Origin of the sequence: Corallococcus exercitus (assembly GCF_003611585.1) — a bacterium.
Classification (GTDB): Bacteria; Myxococcota; Myxococcia; order Myxococcales; family Myxococcaceae; genus Corallococcus; species Corallococcus exercitus.
In genome coordinates this window covers 1-21,559 of record NZ_RAVW01000137.1, presented here as the reverse complement: position 1 = coordinate 21,559, position 21,559 = coordinate 1, and the positions used below count along the sequence as shown (strand labels likewise).

General features: G+C 71.6%; 15 protein-coding genes. 8 read left to right on the top strand and 7 right to left on the bottom strand.

Annotation, left to right across the window (positions count from 1 at the left end):
* Window positions 1-154, top strand: a 154-nt coding sequence (locus D7W79_RS45055) for an ABC transporter permease (RefSeq protein ID WP_147441966.1), incomplete at its 5' end; no start/stop codon positions are given.
* 95 nt (window positions 155-249) lie between these two features.
* Complete coding sequence (locus D7W79_RS18510) at window positions 250-822, top strand: GNAT family N-acetyltransferase (protein WP_208729767.1); 573 nt, start codon at window positions 250-252, stop codon at window positions 820-822.
* 10 nt (window positions 823-832) lie between these two features.
* Here the strand turns inward: D7W79_RS18510 and D7W79_RS18505 are convergent, their stop codons facing one another.
* Window positions 833-2,596 carry a tetratricopeptide repeat protein gene (locus tag D7W79_RS18505; protein WP_147441965.1) on the bottom strand — a complete coding sequence of 588 codons (1,764 nt, stop codon included), beginning with the start codon at window positions 2,594-2,596 and terminating at the stop codon, window positions 833-835.
* Window positions 2,597-2,741: 145 nt separating this feature from the next.
* On the bottom strand, window positions 2,742-3,155 hold the full coding sequence (locus D7W79_RS18500; RefSeq protein WP_120526707.1) for a hypothetical protein: 414 nt from the start codon (window positions 3,153-3,155) through the stop codon (window positions 2,742-2,744).
* 391 nt (window positions 3,156-3,546) lie between these two features.
* On the opposite strand from D7W79_RS18500, the gene D7W79_RS18495 reads away from it, so the two are divergent.
* Both D7W79_RS18495 and D7W79_RS18490 read left to right on the top strand, forming a co-directional pair.
* A complete protein-coding gene (locus tag D7W79_RS18495) occupies window positions 3,547-5,466 on the top strand; it encodes a thiamine pyrophosphate-binding protein (protein WP_120526706.1) in 1,920 nt (639 codons plus the stop codon).
* A gap of 10 nt (window positions 5,467-5,476) precedes the next feature.
* Window positions 5,477-6,445 (top strand): 3-oxoacyl-ACP synthase III family protein, encoded by a 969-nt coding sequence (locus D7W79_RS18490; protein ID WP_120526705.1) that lies wholly within the window; start codon window positions 5,477-5,479, stop codon window positions 6,443-6,445.
* A 13-nt stretch (window positions 6,446-6,458) separates the two neighbouring features.
* Here the strand turns inward: D7W79_RS18490 and D7W79_RS18485 are convergent, their stop codons facing one another.
* The 4 genes from D7W79_RS18485 to D7W79_RS18470 form a co-directional block, all read right to left on the bottom strand.
* Window positions 6,459-7,283: a hypothetical protein gene (locus tag D7W79_RS18485; RefSeq protein ID WP_120526704.1), complete on the bottom strand. Its 825-nt coding sequence runs from the start codon at window positions 7,281-7,283 to the stop codon at window positions 6,459-6,461.
* A gap of 11 nt (window positions 7,284-7,294) precedes the next feature.
* The gene (locus tag D7W79_RS18480) at window positions 7,295-8,116 is read right to left on the bottom strand and encodes a hypothetical protein (protein WP_120526703.1); all 822 of its coding nucleotides are present in this window, start codon (window positions 8,114-8,116) and stop codon (window positions 7,295-7,297) included.
* Window positions 8,117-8,169: 53 nt separating this feature from the next.
* Window positions 8,170-10,323 carry a serine/threonine-protein kinase gene (locus tag D7W79_RS44535; RefSeq protein ID WP_208729766.1) on the bottom strand — a complete coding sequence of 718 codons (2,154 nt, stop codon included), beginning with the start codon at window positions 10,321-10,323 and terminating at the stop codon, window positions 8,170-8,172.
* 233 nt (window positions 10,324-10,556) lie between these two features.
* Window positions 10,557-12,011 carry a DEAD/DEAH box helicase gene (locus tag D7W79_RS18470; RefSeq protein WP_120526710.1) on the bottom strand — a complete coding sequence of 485 codons (1,455 nt, stop codon included), beginning with the start codon at window positions 12,009-12,011 and terminating at the stop codon, window positions 10,557-10,559.
* 585 nt (window positions 12,012-12,596) lie between these two features.
* Here D7W79_RS18470 and D7W79_RS18465 point away from each other — a divergent pair.
* The 4 genes from D7W79_RS18465 to D7W79_RS18450 are packed head-to-tail and all read left to right on the top strand — an operon-like array spanning window position 12,597 to window position 18,373.
* A complete protein-coding gene (locus tag D7W79_RS18465) occupies window positions 12,597-14,087 on the top strand; it encodes an OpgD/OpgG family glucan biosynthesis protein (protein WP_439099210.1) in 1,491 nt (496 codons plus the stop codon).
* Entirely contained in the window at window positions 14,075-14,590 is a 516-nt protein-coding gene (locus D7W79_RS18460; RefSeq protein WP_120526701.1) for a hypothetical protein, read from the top strand. The genes D7W79_RS18465 and D7W79_RS18460 overlap by 13 nt, the downstream gene beginning before the upstream one ends.
* A 45-nt stretch (window positions 14,591-14,635) precedes the next feature.
* Window positions 14,636-16,660, top strand: a complete 2,025-nt coding sequence (gene mdoH, locus D7W79_RS18455; RefSeq protein ID WP_120526700.1) for a glucans biosynthesis glucosyltransferase MdoH — start codon at window positions 14,636-14,638, stop codon at window positions 16,658-16,660.
* 42 nt (window positions 16,661-16,702) lie between these two features.
* Window positions 16,703-18,373: a M28 family metallopeptidase gene (locus D7W79_RS18450; protein WP_120526699.1), complete on the top strand. Its 1,671-nt coding sequence runs from the start codon at window positions 16,703-16,705 to the stop codon at window positions 18,371-18,373.
* 4 nt (window positions 18,374-18,377) lie between these two features.
* Here the strand turns inward: D7W79_RS18450 and D7W79_RS18445 are convergent, their stop codons facing one another.
* Complete coding sequence (locus D7W79_RS18445) at window positions 18,378-21,527, bottom strand: ATP-binding protein (protein WP_120526698.1); 3,150 nt, start codon at window positions 21,525-21,527, stop codon at window positions 18,378-18,380.
* Window positions 21,528-21,559: the final 32 nt, after the last annotated feature.

Sequence of the window (21,559 nt, the reverse complement as noted above, 5' to 3'; positions counted from 1 at the left end):
GGGCAAGTGGGTGCTGCTGTTCCCCATGAGCGTGCCCGCGTGGGCCGTGGCGCTGTCGCTGGGCATGAGCTGCGGCGTGGGACTCCTCTTCGGCATCTACCCGGCGTCGCGCGCGGCGCGGCTGGATCCGGTGGAGGCGATGCGCGCGGAGTAGGGGGCAGCGTGCGCGTGCCATCGCGATGGCGGTGATGGCGCTCAGCCGGTAGGGTGGTGACGTCCCTAGCGCACGGGGCTTCCTTCCGCATGTCCATGTCCTCCGCCACGCTGCCGCTGCCCGTCGTTCCCGCCCCGTACCGGGTGCGCGTCTTCACGCCGGAGGACATGGACGGGGTCATCGCGCTGTACTCCCAGCCGGAGGTGGCACGGAGCCTCAACTTCACGGTGCCCGTGCTCCGGGAGACGCTGCACACGAAGCTGACCGGCGACCTGGAGGCGATGCGCCAGGGCAAGGGCATCCGGTGGGTGCTGGCGCGCGAGCAGGACCCGACGCCCCTGGGCTACCTGACCCTCTTCAACTGGAGCCAGAAGGACCGCCGCGCGGAGGTGGGCTACATGGTGTCGCGCGCGCTGTGGGGCCAGGGCGTGATGACGGGGATTCTTCCCGAGCTGATCCGCTTCGGCTTCGAGCACATGAACCTGCACCGCATCGAAGGCATGGTGAACGTGCGCAACACGGCGTCGCACCGGGCGCTGACGCGCATGGGCTTCCAGCAGGAAGGCGTGCTGCGCGGCTATCAGGCTGACGGGAACGGCGGCGGCTTCAACGACATGCTCCTGCTGGCGCTGCTCGAGGACGCCTGGCGCGCGTCCGTCGCGAAGTAGGCCGCGAGCCTCACGGCAGGTCGCGCGCGAACTGTTCGCGGTAGCGGGCCTGGAGCGTCCGCAGCTGCCGGGTGCCCCGGTACTCGCGGGCGAGCAGGTGCCACGCCTCCGTGCGCGACGGTTCCAGGGCGATGACCCGCTCCAGGTGCTTGCGTGCCCGCGCATGCGCGCGCGTGTTCGTCGCCAGCACGCCGAGCAGCAGGTGGGCCTGCACCGCGTCCTCCCGGAGCGCGAGCACGCGCTCGCAGGCGGTGCGCGCGGAGTCCAGCCGTCCCTGGAAGAGGTGCAGCTCGCATTGCAGGAGCGCGACGGAAGCACTCGCCGGGAATGCCTGGGCCAGCGCGGCAATGCGTTCGCGCGCGGGGCCCGAGGACCCCGCATGCAGCAGCGCCTCGACGTCGGACACCGCGCGCACCAGGTCCCCTTCGCGCGCGGGCTCAAGGGCAGGGGAGGTGCCCGCTTCGGCCCTGGCTGGCAGCGCTACCTGCCGCCGCAACCGGGCCGCCTGTTCCAGGACCGCCGCCGCCGCCGCGAGCCCCGGAGCCCGGGCCGCGGTCTCCTCCGCCCACGTCACGCAATGGGCACGCAGGAAGAGGCCCGCCAGGTCCGCCCACTGCGCGGGCTCCACCTCCGCCCGGGCCTCCAGGTTCCTCCGCGCCGCCACCAGGCTGTCCCGGGCTTCATCGAACCGGCCCGCGTGCAGGTGGAGCAGCGCCACGTTCATGCGCAGCGAAGGCTCGCCGGGGAACCGCGAGATGGCCCGCTCACAGCGCTCCCGCGTGGCGTCCAGTCCCGGCGTGAGGCGCACGGCGAGGTAGCACGCCAGCAACTGCACGCGTTCATCCTGGGGATGCCGCACGGCCAGCGGCTCCAATGCCTCCGCGGCCACGTCCGGCCGGCCCGCCTTCTCCAGGGCGATGACCTCCGCCAGCCGCTGTCGCTCCAGGGGCGTCAGCGAACGGGGCGTCCCCTCCGGCCCCAACACGACGCTGGAGGCGCGCACCCGCTCCGTCCACTCGAGGAGGAAGTCCCGCTCGGGTCCCTCCCACGCCGGGCCGGTCATGGCCTCCACCGCCCCGCGCAGCTCCCGGGCCCAGGCCTTCTGCGCCTCCAGCTCCACGCGCGCCCCGGGCAGGTGCCGGAGCCCCGCGCCCAGCAGCGCGAGCGTCCGCGCATCGAACCCCTTCTGGCCCGCGTCGTACTTCGGCGACATCCACCCACGGCCATCGCGCACGTGCGGCGCGCCCAACGTGTGGGCCCACTCGTGCAGCAGGACCGCCACCTCCAACCGCTGCCGGGCCTCCACCGGCAGCTCTCCGCCCAGGCCGCGCAGCACGCAGTGACGTCCCAGCACGCGCGCGAAGCCCAGCTCGTGCTGCGCGCCGCTGAACGACACCGGCGCCGCCACGAGCCCCATCACGAGGTCCACGTCCTCGCCCGCGTCCAGGGACTCCAGCGCCTCCAGCACCGGCTCCAGCGGGCCGTCCGAGCCGCGCCGCTCCCACGCCCGCGCGGATTCCAGCTCGAACGTCACGCCCAGGGGGCCGCGCACCGCATTGCTCGCGCGCTGGAGCCACGCCTCGAACGCCCGCTCCCAATGGAGGCCCCGCGCCCGGTGGTCCACGTCCGCGTACACGCGCACCCGCAGCACGCGCGCGGCCGGTGAAGGGGACGAGGTCGGTGAAGGTGCGATCCGCGCCCGCGAGCCCTCACGCGGCGGGGCCGGGGCGGCGCAGCCGGGCGCGAGCAATCCAACGATGAGGATCAGGACCACCCCGAACCAGCCTGGCGTCCGCGGGGACCCGGGAATCACGGACAGGACCTGGAGGGTAGCGGGGTGGAACAGGGCGCCCGACCGGGCAGGGGAGGCGGTGGGCCTCACGAAGGGGGCCTCCACCGCCATCACCCGGGGAAGCACATCAAGCCGCGGCGTCCTCTTCCTTCGAAGGCTCCGTGGCGTTCGTGATCCAGTCGATCGCCTTGTGCTCCCAGTCCGTGTCCTTCGACGCGTCGATGTAGCGCTCCCACTCGTACACGCCGCTCTGCTTGGACATGCGCACCATCATCAGCCGCGCCACCGTGCTGTCGAGCACTACCGCCGAGCGCACCATGCCGTTCTGCCGCAGCCACACCATCGCCTGCTTGATGACGTCCTGGGTCTCCGGCGGGTTCGCGCGCTGGCTGCGGATGTCCACCAGCAACCCGAAGGGGCGGCCCCGCTTCACCGCGACCTTCGCCTTCAGGTCATTGAACCACGCGGTGATTTCAGGAAGCTGGATGTAGCCAGGCGCATTGATCCGGAAGCCGTACTCCGTCCGCAGATTCTCGATCATGACAACCCCCACGTTGATTCGTCGGACGCGGGCGCCTCCTCTGGAACAAGGGGGCGCGGGCGCCCCCTCAGCCTAGCCCATCTCCGGGCTTCCGTGGATCCAAGGAAGGTACATCCCCGTACGCGCGCGCGAATCCTGCCTTCCCGGCAAGACGTGTAAGGCATCAGTCCCCTGACGGGGTTTTCTGTCCTGAACTGTGAGAATCCAGCCGTATACGAAAATTCCACTAGATTTTACTTCACAGTGCTCCGTTGCTCGGATAGAACGAGACTGCATCTTTGCACCTCGCTCACAAGACTGTGTGGGCACCGGAGGCGACCCCGACCCGGTGTCTGCGACTCGAAGTGGAATTCGAGTCCCCTAGGACCCGGGGCACCTGGAGAAGCTTCCGATGTCGACCTCGTCTCTCGCCGAGCTCCACCTGGCCGCTTCGACCTCGGGGCGCTCGGAGCTGCCCGTCAACGTCCTCCGCACCGACGCGGTGACTCCGGCGGAAGGGCTCGACGGCATGGAGGCGCGCCAGGGCGACCCCATCCCCATGTACGGGGACACCAGCGCCCGCGGCTTCAAGACGGTGGAGGACCTGACGGTCGCCGACTGCGTGCTCGCCCACCTGGAGGCCGAGGAGGTCGACTCGGTGTTCGGCATTCCCGGCGGCAACCTGGCGCCCTTCCAGCAGGCGCTGCGCAAGCGCGCGAGCATGCGCTTCATCATCGCGTCGCACGAGGGCGGCGCGGCCTTCATGGCGGACGGCTACGCGCGCGCCACCGGCAAGCTGGGCGTGTGCATGGTGACGGCGGGCCCGGGCGCGACGAACGCGCTGACGGGCGTCGCCTCCGCGCACCTGGACGGCGTGCCCCTGCTCACCATCAGCGGCAACGTGTCCACGGAGCGCATCGGCCTGTTCGCGATGCAGGAGAGCAACAGCACGCACGGCGTGAACACGGTGGAGATGTTCCGCCAGTGCACGTCCCTGTCCTCCGCGGTGGTGGACGCGCAGAGCCTGCCGCGCCTGCTCCAGCGCGCGATGCGCACCTCCCAGAGCCTGCCCGGCGGCGCCACGCACCTGAGCATCCCCACCAACGTGGCCCGCACGCCCATCCAGCGCGCCTCGGTGCCCACCAAGCGCGGCGCCTTCCAGGCCCGTCCGTCCAACGCGCCCTTCGAGGACCTGCGCGCGGCCTTCTCCATGCTGCGCACCGCGCGCCGCCCGCTCATCCTGCTGGGCGCGGGCGCCCGCGGCGCGCTGGAGAAGCACGCGGAGGAGTTCAACGCCTTCGTCACCCAGCACGGCATCCCGGTGACGACCAGCCTCCGCGGCAAGGGCCTGTACTCCGAGCGCGAGCCCCTGTGCCTGGGCGTGGTGGGCCTGGGCGGCAGCAAGCGCGTGGAGGCGTACCTGCGCGATGGCGTGGACGTGCTGCTGGTGCTGGGCAGCCGCCTGGGCGAGTGGGCCAGCCGCAGCTTCAGCAAGTACTTCCAGTCCATCCACCACGTCATCCAGGTGGACGTGGACGCGGCGAACGTGGGCCAGCTGTTCCCGGTGCGCCTGCCCATCGTGGCGGACGCGGCGTCGGTGGTGGTGGGCCTGGCGGAGCTGGGGCAGATGATTGGCCCGTCCAGTGGCGCGCGCGTGCGTGAGCGCTGGGCCCAGGTGCTGGCGCTCCAGGAGCCCACGCCCCATGTGAGCGCGCCCCAGGCCGAGGGCATGGTCAAGCCGCAGCAGCTCCTGGCGGAGCTGGACAAGCACCTGTCGGCGGACATGGACCTGTACATCGACATCGGCAACTGCACGGGTTGGTCCTCCCACCTGCTGCACGTGGCGCCGCCGGCCCGCATCTTCTACCCGACGGGGCTGACGTCCATGGGCTGGTCCTGCGGCGCCGTCATCGGCGGCAAGCTGGGCCGTCCGGAGCGCGCGGCGGTGGCGCTGGTGGGCGACGGCGCGTTCGTGATGAACGGCGTGGAGATGCTGACCGCGTCGCGCTACCGCGTGGGCACGGTGACCATCGTGCTCAACGACAACGCGCTGGGCATGGTGAACCACGCCGAGCACATGCAGGACCGCAACTACCCGCTGGAGGACGAGTTCTACGGCCTGGGCAACCCGGACCTGGAGCGCTTCGCGGAGTCCATGGGCGCGCGCGCCTACACGGTGAACGGCCCGGGCCAGCTGGACGCGCTGTTGCCTGAGGTGCTGCGCCGCGCGGACGAGTCCTGCCAGCCGCAGGTCATCGTCGCGCACATCGACTACCGTGAGGTGCCGCCGTACGGCGACCGCTTCGCCGCCGTGGCGTCGGACGCGACGTAGCCGCATCCTCATGACGCACGCATCCTTCGCGTTGCTGGGGGCGGGCGCCGCGGTGCCCGCCCGCATCCGGGGCAACGACCATCCGCTCTTCGAACCGCTGCGCCGCGCCGCCCGGGAGGGGGGAGGGGAGATTGCCCTCTTCTACGGCAACCGCGAGCGCCGTGAGATGGAGCCCGGCGAGTCCCTGGCGTCGCTCACCGCGAAGGCGGGGCAGGCGGCGCTCCAGGACGCGGGGTTGAGCGCCGCGGACGTGGACCGGCTCTACGGCTACCTGTCCGTGTCGGAGTACATCACGCCCAACGCGCTGTACGCGGTGCACCAGGAACTGGGCCTGTCACAGGGCGCGCTGGTGGTTCCGGTGCAGGCGGACTTCGTGAACTTCCTGATGGGCGTGGTGCTGGCGTGGGAGGCGCTGCGCGCGGGCGGCATCCGGCACGCGCTGGTCGCGGTGGGCGCGGCGTGGACGCGCAACATGGACTACACGCAGGGCCACGCCATTGGCATCGGGGACGGCGCGGGGGCGGCGGTGGTGGGCCCGGGCGACAAGCTCGTGCTGGTGGACTGGGCGGCGGACACGTTCAGCGACGAGTACGGCGCGATGACGATGCGCTCGCGTCCAGAGGCGGGGCTGGACCACCCGACGTACTGCCTGGCGCCCGGCTCGGGCGTGAAGGCGTTCCTGTCCTCCGGGATGAACGGGCCGCCGAGGCTGGTGGAGCGGCTGCTCGCGAAGAACGGCGTGTCGCGCGAGGACGTGACGCTGATTTCGCACCAGGCCACGCGCAAGCTGATGGACCACTGGGCCGAAGCCATCCGTCCGCGCGAGTACGTGGACACGTTCGCGGACTACGGAAACATGGTGCACGCATCCATCCCGGTGACGCTGGCGCGGCTCCACCGGCAGCTGCGCACGAAGTACCTGGTGATGGTGGGGCTGGGCATCGGCGCGCACCAGATGGCCGTCCTGGTGCGCGTCTAACGCGACCGCCGGGCTACTGGTCGTCGCAGGGCGTGCCCAGCCGGATGCCCGTGTAGACGCCCAGCTCGTTGTAGATGAGGGGCAGGTTCTGCTCCACGGGGACGTTGCGCAGCTCCACCTCCCTGTGCGCCTTCTCGATCCACATGGGCTTCTGCGCGCGGTCGATGACGAGCCGCAGCTGGCCCTTCTTCGTGGTGAAGATCTCCCCCTCGGAGTCCGCCACCACGTTGGTCATCTTCTGCGGCTTCAGGTCTCCCCTGGGCCCGATGAACACGCGGAAGTTGCGTGACTCCGCGGGCGTGAAGCCCTTGTCCACGTAGTAGTACGTGCCCTCCGAGTCGCGCAGCAGCGCGTGGGGAGCGAACTTCTGCGGGTTGGGGACGTAGGTGGCCTTGCGCAGGAGCTCCCGCGCCTCCGTGCCAGGGAGCATCTCCAGCGCCACCTTGCGCTCGCCGCAGCGCAGCGAACAGGTGCGCTCCTTCGCGTCCACGGACAGCTGCGAGTGCACGCGCAGGTCCACGCCGTCGTAGTCGGCGGTGCCGGCCGGGTTGAAGAAGCGCGGATCCAGGAAGGTGGTGGCGGACAGGTTCTGGCTGCGCGGCCTCGGCACCTCCACCAGGGTCTTTCCGTCGCCGTAGTAGAGCTTGTCCTCCAGGTCGTCCATGTCCTCGCGGGGCACGGAGACGACGTAGTGGCCCTTGCCGTCGGTGCAGACGGACGTGGCCTCCAGGTGCATGCGCTGGCCCAGGTTCTCCGCCTTGCCCCACGGCGGTTCGACGGCGGCGGCGGGACTGGCGGCGAGGAGCACGGCCACAGGGAGGATGCGTTGGATGAGCATGGTGCGCGGGCCTAGAGGTTCTTCTTGAAGTAGCGGGTGGCGGCCTTCTCCTGATTGCTCGCCTCCGGGGTCGTGGTCCACACGAAGCGGTCGCCTTGCAGGGCGGGCTCCAGCGCGCCGCCGATGCGGCAGTCGAAGTGCTGGATGCGGGCCTTCACGGTGCGGCGGGCCTCCTCGGAGACGTCGCACATCGCCTTCAGGGCGGTGAGGGGGAAGGCGCAGAAGCGGGCGATCTTCTGGACCTTGAGGACGGGCTCGGGGACGGTGGTCCAGTCGATGGCGCCCGCCGCGGAGGTGCCGCAGGAGGTGTTCAGCGCCTGGAGCGCTTCGGCGTAGGCGGTGTCGTGGATGGCTTCCTCCGCCTTGCGGTCGAAGGCCATCAGCTTCGCGAGCTGGCCGCTCTGGGTCTGCTGCTGGTGCTGCGCGTAGACCTCCTCCGGCTTGAGCTTCTGGGAGCGTGCCTCGTCGTACTGGACCGCGATGCCATTGCCGGGGCCGCCGGGGAAGTGCAGCTCCGTGTTCTTGCCCACGACGATGAGCGGCGAGTAGTCCTTGCCGTGCCACTGCGTGGTGTAGTTCTGGCGCTGCGTGCTGAGGCTGCTCCAGTCCTTCACCGTGTAGGGGAGGACCAGGTTGTCCAGCTCGGAGCCCGTGCCCTGGATGCGCAGGAGGAACTTCTTCTGATCGCGGGGCGTGAGCGGCACGACCGCGACCTGTTCGCCCTGCGGACCCACGAACACCTTGCCGGCTTCCACGGGAGCGGACGGCGCGGCCCGGGCGGGCAGGGTGCCTAGAACGGTGGCCAGCACGGCCACGGCGACGATGCATTTCATGTTGGGTGTTTCCCCCTCACCCGTCCGCGGGCCCGCGGAGGGGCGGTGTCTGCTCACTGCAACAAGTCGATATCCTTCTTTTGGCATTCCGCGACCAACGGCGCGAGGTCCCTATCATCGACCTTCGTCGCTTCCGTGCGGACTTTTTCCAGATCGCCGCTCTGGCACAGGGCCTTGATGGCCAGGAGGTGCGCGGCCAGGTTGTTCTGGGCCGTGTAGCTTTGCCTGGCCATGCGGACCACGGTGTCCACGTCGTGCCGTTCCGCGGCGGCTTTGGCTTCTTCCAGCTTGGCGATTGCGAGGGCGTCCGTCGGCTTCGACAGCATGCGCGGCCCCTGTGACTTGCCGCCCGGTTTGGCGGTCGTTTTGCCTGGGGCCTTGGGCTGCACCGTGGGGGCGACCTTCGTTGACGTGTCCTCGACGGTCTTCGCCGCGACAGCGGGAGTTGCCTGGGGCGGCGCGACGGGAGGCGGCGGCGCGGCCAGGGGGGGCGGGGGAGTGAGAGGCGGAGGAAACGGAGGCGGGGCGGCGTTCACGACACCGGGCTGCGCCACGACCGGCGGCGGAGGCCGCAGCCACCAGCCGAGCCCCACGGCACCGAGGATCAGCGCGGCGGCGCCCGCGATGGGGAGCACGCGCGACTTCGGCGGGCCCGCGACCGGTACCGGCAACGTCATCGGACCGGGCATTCCCGGCTGACCCGTCATGCTCACCGGGGCAAGGGGCTGGCCCTGGGGACCGACCATGGCTCCCGGGAGACTGCCCGGCACGGCCTGCTGGCCACCGTAGCTGCCCGGCACGGCCTGCTGCCCGCCCATGCTGCTCGGCGCGGCGTGCTGCCCGCCCATGCTGCCCGGCACGGCCTGCTGGCCACCGTAGCTGCCCGGCACGGCCTGCTGTCCGCCCATGCTGCCCGGCGCGACGTGCTGGCCCGTCCCATGGCCCTGGGCGGCCTGCTGTCCGCTGTAGCTTCCCGGCGACTGCGCGGGGACACCCGCCGCCGGTAGGGCCACGCCTGAGCTCCCCATGCCGCTTCCGGGCATCTGCGTGGCGCCGAAGCCCATCGTTCCGCCCGCCACCTGCGGCTGATTTCCGTACGGGACCGTGCCGTTGGCTCGTGGCGCCATCGTCGCGTCGAAGCCGATGTCATCCGACGCCGCGAGCGCATCCGCTCCAAAGCGGCCCGTCCCTGGCCCCTTGTTCGCCGGTGCCATCGTGGCGCCCAGCGCGTCCTCGTCACTCGGCGCCACGGAGGGCAGCGCCACACCCGAGGGCCGCTTCGTGCGCGAGAAGGTCCGGGCCGCGATCTGCTCCTCGGTCTCCGGCAGCGACTGGAGCGTCGTCCCCGTGAGCTCCGCGATGAACGACGCGACGTCCGGATGACGATTCTCCGGCTTCTTCTCCAACGCTCGCGCCACCGCCCGGGTGACGTTCTCCGGCAACTCCGGCATCAGCGTGGCGAGCGACACCGGCGGCTCGTGCACCACGCGGTAGATGATCTGCGCGAGCGACCCGCCACCAAACGGCGTCATCCCGGAGATCATCTCGAACACGATGCCGCCCAGCGCGAACAGGTCCGTGCGCGCGTCGATGCGGCTGTTCTGCCCCTGCGCCTGCTCAGGGGACATGTACTGCGGCGTGCCGATGAGCACTGCCTCCTGCGTCTGGAGCGTCTCCGACGACATGACCTTGGAGATGCCGAAGTCGAGCAGCTTCACGCGCTCGCCCACCACGCCGCCGGAGTCCGTGGGCACCAGGAAGATGTTCGCGGGCTTCAGGTCGCGGTGGACGATGCCCGCGCGGTGCGCCGTCTGCAGCGCGGAGCCCATCTGCCGCGTGAAGGAGAAGACCTCCTCCAGCGACAGCCGCCCGCGCCGCAGCCGGTCCGCGAGGCTCTCCCCGCGCAGGTACTCCAGCACCAGGAACGGACTGCCGTCCTCCAGCGTGTCGAAGTCCAGCACCTCCACGATGTTCGGGTGCCCCAGCCGGGAGGCGATCTCCGCCTCGCGCCGGAATCTCACGTGGAGGTCCGGCCCCACGTGGTCACCCACCCGCAGAACCTTCACCGCGACCTGCTTGCCCGGAAGCCGCAGGTGCTGGGCCAGGAACACCGAACCCATGCCGCCCCGCCCCAACACGGAGACGACTTTGTAGGTGTTCCGGAGGACCGAATCGATGTGCAGCTCACCGTCAGCCGAGCGCGTCATGGAAGAGGGCGTGTCCTGATGACGAAAAGGGGTGCGAGGCACCGCCGTGAATCAGGCTGTCACGCTACCACGCCCCATCCGCCAGGGCGCGAGCCCACCGCCTCCAATCCCACCCCGGACAGTCGAACGCCCGGACCCTCGAAGGAGGACCCGGGCGTCATGAACTCCATCCATCCCTGCTCACCCGGAGAAGGCGCGACCTTCACGGCCACGCGCTACCCGGGAGGAGGGCCTCAGCCCCACTTGGACATCGTGCGCCGGGCCGGAGGCGAGCTGGGCCCCGCGGCAGGTGAAGCCACCGCCGGCCGGGCCTGCTGCGGACGACCCTGGCCACCGCCGCGCGGCGACTGGGCGTTTCCGCCGCTTGCCTGACGCGACTGGCCACCCCCGCTCGGACGGCCCTGGCCTCCGCCGCCACCACCCGCGCGACGCTGACCACCGCCACGGCGCTGACCGCCACCGCCGCCGCCGTTGCCGCGCGACGGGCCCCGGCCACCCCGGTTCATCGGGGGACGGTCGTCCTCCACGTCACCGGGCAGGGGAGGGGGCAGGTTCGAGCGGAAGGCGGCGTCCGCCACCACCGGCACGCTGCGGCGGATGGTGCGCTCGATGTCGCGCAGGTACGCGCGCTCCTCGGTGTCGCAGAAGGACACGGCCTGGCCGCTGGCGCCCGCGCGGCCCGTGCGGCCGATGCGGTGCACGTACTGCTCCGGCACGTTGGGCAGGTCGTAGTTGAACACGTGCGACAGCCCGTCGATGTCGATGCCGCGCGCCGCGATGTCCGTGGCCACCAGCACGCGCAGGGTGCCCGCGCGGAACTCGTCCAGCGCGCGCTCACGGGCGTTCTGGCTCTTGTTGCCGTGGATGGCATCCGCGCGCACGCCCGCCGCCGTGAGCTGCTTGGCGACGCGGTTGGCGCCGTGCTTCGTGCGCGTGAAGACGAGCGCGCGCGGAATCGCCTTCGCGTCCTGGAGCAGGTGCGTGAGCAGCGCGCGCTTCTCCTCGCGCTCCACGAAGTACACCTGCTGGCTCACCGTCTCCGCCGTGCTGGACGCGGGGGACACCTCCACGCGGATGGGGTCCTTCAGGATGTTGCGCGCCAGGTCCATGATGTCCGGCGGCAGCGTCGCGCTGAAGAACAGCGTCTGGCGCACCTGCGGCAGCACCTTGATGACCCGCCGCACGTCGTGGATGAACCCCATGTCCAGCATGCGGTCCGCCTCGTCGAGCACGAACACCTCGAGCGCCCGCAGCGTCACGAAGCCCTGGTCGATGAGGTCCAGCAGGCGCCCCGGCGTCGCCACCAGGATGTCCACGCCCTGGCGCAGCGCCTGGACCTGCGGGTTCTGGCCCACGCCGCCGAACACCACCGCGTGGCGCAGGGGCAGGTTCTTGCCGTAGGTCACGAAGCTGTCGCTTACCTGGCTGGCCAGCTCACGCGTGGGCGTCAGCACCAGGCAGCGCACCGGACGGGCACCGCCCGCGGGCGCCTTCGCCGACAGGCGCTGGAGGATGGGCAGCGCGAACGCCGCCGTCTTGCCCGTGCCCGTCTGGGCCACGCCCAGCACGTCCTTGCCCGCCAGCGCGTGGGGAATCGCCTTCGCCTGGATGGGCGTCGGCGTGGTGTAGCCCTCTGCCTTGACGGCCTTGAGGAGCGAATCGGTCAACTGCAGTTCGTCGAAAGTCATGAAATCCCGCATGAGATGGGTGGGCGCACTCCCCGTTCTGGCGGGGGACCACTCCCCCTTCTGGCGGGGGACCGACCGCGCAGCGCGCCCTCCCGCGGTATTGCGGGGGCGCCTGGCGGTACGCGGTCAGGCCAACCTGCGGCCCGAGCACCTGGAAACGTCTTGGAACCCCTGGGCCTCCGGATGGATTCCCGGCGCCGCCCAGGGCCTGGCCACACTGCCTGCAATGGGGGGCAATGTCCCGGGAAATCCTTCCCGCCCGGCTGCCCACCTCCGCTGTGGAGATTTCGGACAGGGCTGTTGGCCGCCTGTCCCCATCGTCCACAACCCCCCAATCCAGGCGCCGACGGCCCCCTCTCTCGGACGCCCTCCCAAGCGAGCGGAATCCTTGGCGCAGCAAGTATCCGCCCGGAAGCCGTCCAGGGGCAGATCCTTGGAATGATTGGGTAATTCCCCAGGGCCTGTCGTTTGGCATGACCGTTGCTAGCCTTTGCCGCGTCGCGCCGTACTGGCGCGGGCGGTGCCCCTGGTGAGGAGCGGGACTTGAAGCGGTGGCAGCGACAGACGGTGGGGATGGCCTGGGGGATGGGGCTGTGCGTTGCGGCGCTGGCGTGTGCCCAGCAGCCAAAGGCGGGGGCGGCGGCGAAGGTGTCTGGTTTCTCGGCGGCGACGGTGGAGGAGAAGGCCCGCGCGCTGGCCGCGAAGCCGTACCAGGAGCCGCCCGTCGGCGTGCCCCCGTCCTTCGAGAAGCTCACCTACGATCAGTACCGCGACATCCGCTTCCGCGACGCCGCGTCGCTGTGGCGTGAAGAGGGGCTGCCGTTCCGGGCGCAGTTCTTCCACCCCGGTTTCTATTACACGCGTCCGGTGGGCGTGAACGTGGTGGAGGGCGGCAAGGCGCGCCCGGTCCCGTTCTCCACGGAGCAGTTCACCTACGGCCCGCTGGTGGGAAGTCCGCCCAAGGGCAAGGTGAACGGCTTCGCGGGCTTCCGCCTCAACGCGCCGCTCAACACGAAGGACTACTACGACGAGCTGGTGGCCTTCCTGGGCGCCAGCTACTTCCGCGCGCTGGGCAAGGGCAACGTGTACGGCCTGTCCGCGCGCGGGCTCGCCATCGACACGGCGCAGCCGGGGGGCGAGGAGTTCCCCACGTTCCGCGAGTTCTGGCTGGAGACGCCGGCGAAGGGCTCGGACACGGTGGTGGTGCACGCGCTGATGGACAGCCCCAGCGTCACGGGCGCTTACCGCTTCGCCATCCACCCCGGTGAGCGCACGGTGATGGACGTGGACTCCACGGTGTTCGCGCGCAAGCCGGTGCGTCAGCTGGGCGTGGCGCCGCTCACCAGCATGTTCCTCTTCGGGGAGAACGACCGGGGCGACTTCGACGACTTCCGCCCGGAGGTGCACGACTCCGACGGCATCTCCGTGTGGATGAAGAACGGCGAGAAGCTGTGGCGCCCCCTGAAGAACCCCAAGCAGATCCAGGTGAGCAGCTTCCACACGGATGGGCTGTCAGGCTTCGGCCTGTTGCAGCGCGACCAGGCCTTCAGCAGCTACGAGGACCTGGAGGCGCGCTCCGAGCGCCGTCCGGGCGCCTGGGTGGAGCCGGTGGGTGACTGGGGCGCGGGCTCCGTGCGGCTCGTGGAGCTGCCCACCCGCGAGGAGATCCACGACAACATCGTGGCCTTCTGGGTGCCGGATGCACCGGTGCAGGCGGGTGCACAGCTTCGCTTCTCCTACCGGCTGTCCTGGGGCTTCGCCCCCGAGGGCGCGAAGGCCGGAGGTTCCACCGTCGCGGCGACGCGTGTCGCGGCGGGCAGCAAGCCGGGGGCGCGTCGCTTCGTCCTCGATTTCACGAAGGCGAGCGCGGAAGGCACGGGCCCGGTCGAGGCGGTCGTCACCGCTTCACGCGGCCAGGTGCTGCACCCGCGCGCGGAGGTCCACGCCGTCACCGGTGGCTTCCGCGCGGCCTTCGAACTCATGCCCGACGGAGAAGGCCCCGTCGAGCTGCGCTGCTTCCTGAAACGCGGTTCCGAGACCCTCACCGAGACCTGGAGCTACCTGTGGATTCCGTGACCACGCACCCGTTCATCTCCTTCGCCCCGGCGATGCCGCAGGCGCCCCGTGCGGACACCCAGGCCGCGCTGGTGAGCTTCTTCCAGGACTTCGGCTTCACCGCCCGTGGCGACCTGGAGAAGCTGGCGGGCTGGATCCTGGGCACGCGCGAGCTGTCCCTGTCTCCGGAGGCCGCGCTGGCGCTCGCGCGCTGGCGGGTCGAAGGATGGCTGGCGGAGGTGCTGGGGCCGGCGCACGTGGGGCCGGCGCTGCTGGTGCGCGGCCGGGCCGCGTTCGTGCTGGTGGGCGGCGCGCGCTGGGGCGCGGACGTGCTGATGCGCGCCCCGTCCTCGCTGCCGGAGGCCTGGCGCCGCGCGGTGTGTGAAGCAGTGCCCATGTCCGCCCCGGCGGAGGTGCCCTGCCAGATGCGCGAGCAGGTGCTCGTGCTCAATCCCTTCATGGACATGCTGCGCCGCTGGCTGCGTCCCGCCGCCAGCCAGGCGGGCGTGTCACCGTCGCGCTAGGCGCGGCACCCTCCACATGAAGCCGCACGGGAGCCCGGAGTCCGCATGAACGCCCAACCCTACACTCCGGCCCTGGCGCGTCCCCGCCGCGTGATGGTGCTGGGCCTGGCGGCCCTGTCCACCGGGTTCGCCTCGGTGGAGATGCACCGGCTGCTCGCGGCCCACGGCACCACGGTGCCGGAGATGTTCGTGCTGGGGCTGTTCGCGCTGTGCTTCGCGTGGATCGCCCTGTCGTTCTGGAGCGGCGTCGCGGGCTTCATCCAGCTGGTGTCGAACCAGCGCGTGCCGGGCCTGCGCTGGCCCACGGAAGAGGAGGCCGCGAAGCCCCTCAGCCGCCGCACCGCGGTGGTGATGCCCGTCTACAACGAGGACCCGGCCGCGGTGTTCGCGCACGTGCAGGCCACGTACGAGTCCATCGCCGCGACGGGGCAGCTGGACGCGTTCGACTTCTACGTGCTCAGCGACTCCACGCGGGCGGAGTCGTGGGTGGCGGAGGAGCTGGCGTGGTCGGAGCTGTGCCTCCGGGTGGGCGGGCAGGGCCGCATCTTCTACCGCCGCCGCTCCGACAACACGGCCAAGAAGGCGGGCAACCTCGCGGAGTTCTGCGAGCGCTGGGGCCGCCGCTACGACTACCTGCTGGTGCTGGACGCCGACAGCCTGATGGCGGGCGACACCGTGGTGCGGATGGCGCGGCTGATGGAGCTCAACCCGGGCGCGGGCATCCTCCAGGTGCCGCCGCAGAACGTGGGACGCTCCACGCTGTTCGCGCGGCTGCAGCAATTCGCCGGGCGCGTCTATGGCCCCATCGTGGCCGCGGGCGCGGCGGCGTGGCAGCTGGGGGACTCCAACTACTGGGGCCACAACGCCATCCTGCGCATGGCGCCCTTCATCGAGCACTGCGGCCTGCCGGTGCTGCCGGGACAGCAGCCCTTCGGCGGCCACATCCTCAGCCACGACTTCGTGGAGGCCGCGCTGATGCGCCGGGCGGGCTACACGGTGTGGCTGGTGCCGGAGCTGGGCGGCAGCTACGAGCAGCCGCCGCCGGACCTGCTGGCGTACGCGCAGCGCGACCGCCGCTGGTGCCAGGGCAACCTCCAGCACCTGGGCCTGGTGATGGCGGGCGGCCTGCACCCGATGAGCCGGATGCACTTCCTCATGGGCGTGATGTCCTACGTGGCGTCGCCCCTGTGGCTCACCTTCCTGGTGGCGGGCCTGTTCGCCGCGCTGCACGAGTGGTTCTTCGCGCCCGCGACGCTGCTGGAGTTCCAGGCCACGCTGCCGGGCGGGGACGCGTTCGACACGGTGGGCGCGCTGCGGCTGATGGTGCTGTCGCTGGCGCTGCTGTGGATCCCCCGGCTGATGGGGACGGGCCTGATCCTCGCGAACCGCGAGGAGGCGGCGCGGATGGGCGGCCGGTTCAAGCTGGTGCTGAGCGTGCTGCTGGAGGGCGTGGTGTCCACGCTGATGGCGCCGGTGATGATGCTCTTCCAGTCGCATTTCGTGTTCGGGACGCTGCTTGGCTACAAGGTGAACTGGAGCAGCCAGCAGCGTGAGGACACGGACCTGCCGTGGTCGGAGGCGCTGAGCCGGCACAAGTGGCACATGGCCATTGGCGCGGTGCTCGCGGCGCTGACGGTCGCGGTGGCGCCGGGCATGCTGGCGTGGCTGTCGCCGGTCATCCTGGGGCTGTGGCTGGCCCCGGCCATCTCCGTCTTCACCGCCCGCGCGTCGCTGGGCCTGTGGGCGCAGCGGCGCGGCCTGTTCCTCATCCCGGAAGAGGTCCATCCGCCCACCGTCCTGGTGCGCGCGCAGGAGCTGGCCGAGGACGAGCTGGAGCCGGTGGGCGACGCGCTGGACCACGTGCTGACCGACCCTCGCGCGCACGCGCTGCACCTGGCGCTGCTGGAGGCCCACCCGACGGCGAGCGTCCCCGTGGCGCTGGCCTCCGCGCGGCGCAAGCTGCTGGCGGGCGGGGTGGAGCCCCTGTCCCCGCAGGAGAAGTCCGCGGTGCTGCTGGACGCGCGCACGCTGTCGGAGCTGCGCGGCCGGCGGCTGGGCGTGCAGGCCTGATCGCGGTTGCATGACCCGGCCTGGCCCTGGATGCTCCGGGGCATGAACCGGGTCTCCTCCGTCGCCACGCTCGCGCTGTTCGTCTCCTCCGGGGCCTTCGCCGCGGAACCTCCTGCTTCCAAGCCCGCCGCCGCGGAGGACCGCTGGTGGAAGCACGTGGAGGTGCTGGCCAGTGACGCGATGGAGGGACGCGACACGGGCAGCAAGGGCTACGCGACCGCCGCCGGCTATGTGTCCAAGGAGCTGGCCGCGCTGGGCGTGAAGCCGCTGCTGAAGACGGGCTTCCTGCAGCCCATGGCGCTTCAGTCGCGCCGCCTCATCGAAGCGAAGTCCAGCGTCGCGCTGGTGAAGGACGGCCAGACGCTGCCGCTGGTGCAGGGCGAGGACGTGGTGCTGTCCGCTCGGCAGGGAGACAACGGCACCGTGGACGCGCCGCTGGTGTTCGTGGGCTACGGCCTGTCCATCCCGGAGCTGGGCCACGACGACTTCGCCGGCCTGGACCTGAAGGGCAAGGTGGTGGTGATGCTCCAGGGGGGGCCGGGGAACATCCCGGGCCCGGTGAAGTCGCACTTCTCCTCGTGGTCGGAGCGGCTGAAGGTGCTCAAGGCCGGGGGGGCCGTGGGGTACGTGTACCTCCAGAACCCGAAGATGCTGGAGCTGCCGTGGGAGCGCATCGTGGGCTCCAGCAAGAACCCGACGATGGTGTTCGCGGATCCATCGCTCAACGACTCGCGCGGACTGAAGGTCGCGGTCGTCGCGAACGTGACGCATTCCCAGAAGTGGCTGGAGGGCGCGCCGCACACGTACGAGGAGCTGCTGGCGCTGGCCGACGCGGACAAGCCGCTGCCGAAGTTCGACATCCCGCTGCGCATGAAGGCGAAGCTGGCCTTCGACGTGAAGCCGCTGAAGTCCATGAACGTGGTGGGCGTCATGCCGGGCTCGGATCCGGTGCTCGCGAAGGAGTACGTGGTGCTCAGCGCGCACCTGGACCACGTGGGCATTGGCGAGCCGGTGAAGGGGGACCGCATCTACAACGGCGCCATGGACAACGCGTCCGGCGTGGCGGCGCTGCTGGAGGTCGCGCGGCGGCTGCATGACCAGCCGGAGAAGCCGAAGCGCTCCGTGCTGCTCGCGCTGGTGACGGGGGAGGAGAAGGGGCTGCTCGGGTCGAAGTACTTCGCTTCGCGGCCGCCGGTGCCCATCACCTCCATCGTGGCGGACTTCAACCTGGACATGTTCATGCCCCACTGGCCGTTCACCTCCGTGGTGGCGCACGGCAAGGACGAGTCCTCGCTCGCGGTGCCGCTGGCGGAGGTGGCGGCGAAGCAGGACGTGCAGGTGCTGGAGGATCCAGAGCCGGACCGCAACCTGTTCGTGCGCAGCGACCAGTACTCGTTCATCCGCGAGGGCGTGCCCGCGCTGTTCTTCAAGTTCGGCTACACGCCGGGCTCGGAGGAGCAGAAGGTGTTCAAGCAGTGGCTGGCCGAGCGCTACCACGCGCCGTCGGATGACCTGGCGCAGCAGCCCGTGGACCACGAGGGCGCCGCGCGCTTCATCACCTTCCTGACCGCCCTGACGAACGCGGTGGCGGGCGCCCCCAGGCGCCCGTACTGGAACGACGACAGCTTCTTCCGCCGCTTCGCGAAGCCGATTCCGGCGCCCGTGGAGGCTCCGGTCGAGGCTCCGGCCGAGGCTCCGGCCGCGAAGCCGTAGCGCTTCACGCGTCCAGGTGCGAATCGCTGACGCCGGGGCGGGCCTCCAGGAAGCGGAGCGCGCCCCGGATGTCGGACGACGCGGTCTCGCGCGGGGCGTTCCGGGCCGCTTCGATGCGGCGGCGCGCGGCGGCCCTGGCTTCGTGGGCCTGCGTGCCCCCTGCGGGCGCGGCGTCGGCTTCGGCCAGGTCGAGCGCCGCGCGGAGCAGATCCACGAGCTGGAAGAGGGCAGGGTCCTCGCGCAGCTCGGGGGCGCCTTCCAGCGCGGCGAACCCGTCGCGCGCGGCTCGCGGCTCTCCGCACGCGGCGTCCAGCGCGGCCCGGTACGCGATGAAGCGCAGCGCCTGCCAGCGGGACGCACGGCCCAGGATGGTGATGGCCTCCGCCAGCGCCGCGCGGGCCTGCGCCCAGTCCTCCCGCACGAGCGAGGCCCGTCCCAGCTCGCCCAGCGCGGTGCCTTCCAGCAGCCGCTGGCCCAGGAGCCGTGACAGGCGCACCGCGGTCTCCAGGTGCTCGCACGCCTCCGCGACGCCGCCCGCGTCCATCAGGTAGCACCCCAGGTTGAGCCGCGCGAGCGCCTGCCCCGCGCGGTCCTCCACGCTCAGCGCACGGCCCAGCGCCTCGCCCAGGAGCATCACCGCTTCGCCGGCGTCGCCCGCCTCGCCGATGGCGACCGCGCAGTTGGTGAGGAAGCCCACCTCGAACGTCACGTCGCCCACCTCGCGGAACAGCGCCAGCGACGCGCGCAGGTGCGGGATGGCCGCCTCCGGCCCGCGACGCACCTGTTCGACGAGGCCCAGGTTGCCCACCGCATAGGCCTCCAGCCAGCGGTCGCTTCCGGAGGGCAGCGCCTGCGCGTCGCGCATCAGCGTCCACGCGGCGGCGCCGTCCCCGGCGTGACGGGCGACGATGGACAGGTCCACGAGCACGCGCTTCTCCGACGCCGTCTCCCCCAGCGTGTGGAAGACGCCACGCACTTCCTCCAGGGCCCGGCGCGCCGCCTCCGCCTGTCCCGCGTCCAGGTACGCGCGGCCCAGCACCGCCAGCGCCTCCGCGCGCTTCAGCGGCGCCACCGGCACGTGCGACGACGCCTCCAGCGCGCGCTCCAGCCGCTCCACCAGCAGCCCCACCGGCCCGCGCGTGCGTGCATCCGGCTCCAGCGCCACCAGCGTCTCCAGCGCGCGGCCCAGGGACTCGGCGGTCGCGGGGCGCACCGCCATCGCGTTGTCGCACGCGGCCAGCAGGTTCTCTCGCTCCAGGGCCAGCCGCCGCAGCGCCGTCGCGCCTCCCGTCTTCTGCACGCGCTCGCGCAGCCGGCCCGCGACCTGGAGGTATGTGTCCGCGTGGCGGGCCTCGCACGCCGCCTCGTCTCCGAGCTCTCGCAGCCGCAGCGCCGCGTACTCGCGGATGCTCTCGTACAACCCCAGGCGCAGGAAGCCGCCGGGAGCCCCCACCTCGCGCGCGCACAGGAGCGATTGCGAGCGCAGCGAGTGCACCACCTCCAGCACGTCGGGCGAACCCTCCGGCAGCACCAGCACGGCCTCCGCGGCCTCCAGCGTGAATCCACCCCGGAACACCGAACACTGCGCCAGCGCGGCGCGCTCGGCCGGCTCCAGCAGGTTCCAGGACCAGTCGATGGCACCGCGCAGCGTCGCCTGCCGGGCGGGTGCGTCCCGCCGTCCCACGCGCAGCAGGTCGAAGCGCTTCGACAGCCGCTCGCGCAGCTGCTCCACGCCCAGCACGCTCACGCGCGCGGCCGCCAGTTCGATGGCCAGGGCGATGCCATCCAGCTGCCGCACGATGTCCGCGACGCGCGGGGCCTCCGCGTCGCTCAGGATGAAGTCGCCGCGCGTCTCCCGCGCACGCTGCACGAACAGGCGCACCGCGTCCGAGCGCAGGATGACGTCCCAGCGCGTCTCGTCGGGATCCGGCAGGCCCAGTGGCGCCAGGTCCAGCACGCGCTCCCCGGGCAGCCGCAGGGCCTCGCGCGTGGTGACGAGGAAGCGCGCGCGCGGCGCCAGCACCCGCCAGCGCCCCAGCGTCGCGGGCACGTGCCGCACCACCTGCTCCACGTTGTCCAGGATGACCAGCACGTCGCCGCACCCGGCGAGCGCACGCCCCAGCCGCTCCGCCGGGGTGCTGCCGTCGCCGTCCGCCGCCAGCGGCACGCCCAGGGCCCGGCCCACCGCGTGGCAGAGGTCGTCCTCCGTCAGTGCCTCCTCCAGGTCGCACCGCCAGACGCCGCCCTCCCACGTGCCCGCGTCGGACTCCAGCGCGCCGAAGTGCGTGGCCAGCCGCGTCTTCCCCATGCCGCCCGGGCCCAGGATGCTGATCAGCCGCGCGCCCTCCGACATCCACTGCCGGAGGGTGTCCAGCTCCTCGGCGCGCCCCACCAGGTCCTGCCGCAGCGTGGGCACGTTGCCGGGCCGCTCGCGCGGGGCGCGCAGGGGACCGAAGCGGCGGTGCGCCAGGGACGCGGGCAACAGCTCCACCAGCGCCACGCTGTCGCTCACGCCGCGCAGGCGGAAGGACCCCAGCGCGCGCGCGATGGGCATTCCCAGCGACGCCAGCTCCGGCTGGATGCGCGCCCAGGCCGCGCCGCTCAACAGCACCTGTCCGCCATGGCCCGCGTCCGCGACCCGCGCCGCGATGTTCACCGGAGGCCCCAGGTAGTCCAGCCGGTGGGTGGAGGGATCCATGCGGCAGTCGGGCTCGCCCACGTGCACACCCATGCGCACGCGCAGCCCCCGGTGCGACAGCCCTTCCGGCGCGTGCTCCTCCGCGGCGTCCGGCTCTTCCAGGAGCGTCTCCGGCCAGCTCGCGTGCAGCAGCGCTTCCTGCGCGCGCAGGCACCAGTGCGCCGCCTCCACCGGGGACGCGAACGCGACCATGAAGGCATCGCCCTGCGACTTCACCTCGTAGCCGTCGGTGCCCAGGAGCAGCGCGCGCAGCACGCCGTCATGCAGCTCCAGTGCGTCGCGCATGGCCTGGCCACAGCGCTCCCACAACCGCGTGGACCCCTGGATGTCGGTGAAGACGAGCGCCACCGAACCGGTGGGTGGCAGGTGCCGGGCATGCGGCGGCGGAGCACAAGCGGAGGGCGCCTCGTCGGCCGGGGGCTCGACGACCGTGAGTCTTCGGAAGGCCTCTCCCATCTCCCGCTCTCCCTGATGCCAGGAACCCCCAC

Bases quoted from the DNA above. Each gene is read 5' to 3' on its own strand.
- D7W79_RS18485 (WP_120526704.1), bottom strand. From the start codon at position 7,283: ATGCTCATCCAACGCATCCTCCCTGTGGCCGTGCTCCTCGCCGCCAGT.
- D7W79_RS18510 (WP_208729767.1), top strand. From the start codon at position 250: ATGTCCTCCGCCACGCTGCCGCTGCCCGTCGTTCCCGCCCCGTACCGG.
- D7W79_RS44535 (WP_208729766.1), bottom strand. From the start codon at position 10,323: ATGACGCGCTCGGCTGACGGTGAGCTGCACATCGATTCGGTCCTCCGG.
- D7W79_RS18470 (WP_120526710.1), bottom strand. From the start codon at position 12,011: ATGACTTTCGACGAACTGCAGTTGACCGATTCGCTCCTCAAGGCCGTC.
- D7W79_RS18445 (WP_120526698.1), bottom strand. From the start codon at position 21,527: ATGGGAGAGGCCTTCCGAAGACTCACGGTCGTCGAGCCCCCGGCCGAC.
- D7W79_RS18500 (WP_120526707.1), bottom strand. From the start codon at position 3,155: ATGATCGAGAATCTGCGGACGGAGTACGGCTTCCGGATCAATGCGCCT.
- D7W79_RS18450 (WP_120526699.1), top strand. From the start codon at position 16,703: ATGAACCGGGTCTCCTCCGTCGCCACGCTCGCGCTGTTCGTCTCCTCC.
- mdoH (WP_120526700.1), top strand. From the start codon at position 14,636: ATGAACGCCCAACCCTACACTCCGGCCCTGGCGCGTCCCCGCCGCGTG.
- D7W79_RS18490 (WP_120526705.1), top strand. From the start codon at position 5,477: ATGACGCACGCATCCTTCGCGTTGCTGGGGGCGGGCGCCGCGGTGCCC.
- D7W79_RS18480 (WP_120526703.1), bottom strand. From the start codon at position 8,116: ATGAAATGCATCGTCGCCGTGGCCGTGCTGGCCACCGTTCTAGGCACC.
- D7W79_RS18495 (WP_120526706.1), top strand. From the start codon at position 3,547: ATGTCGACCTCGTCTCTCGCCGAGCTCCACCTGGCCGCTTCGACCTCG.
- D7W79_RS18465 (WP_439099210.1), top strand. From the start codon at position 12,597: ATGGGGCTGTGCGTTGCGGCGCTGGCGTGTGCCCAGCAGCCAAAGGCG.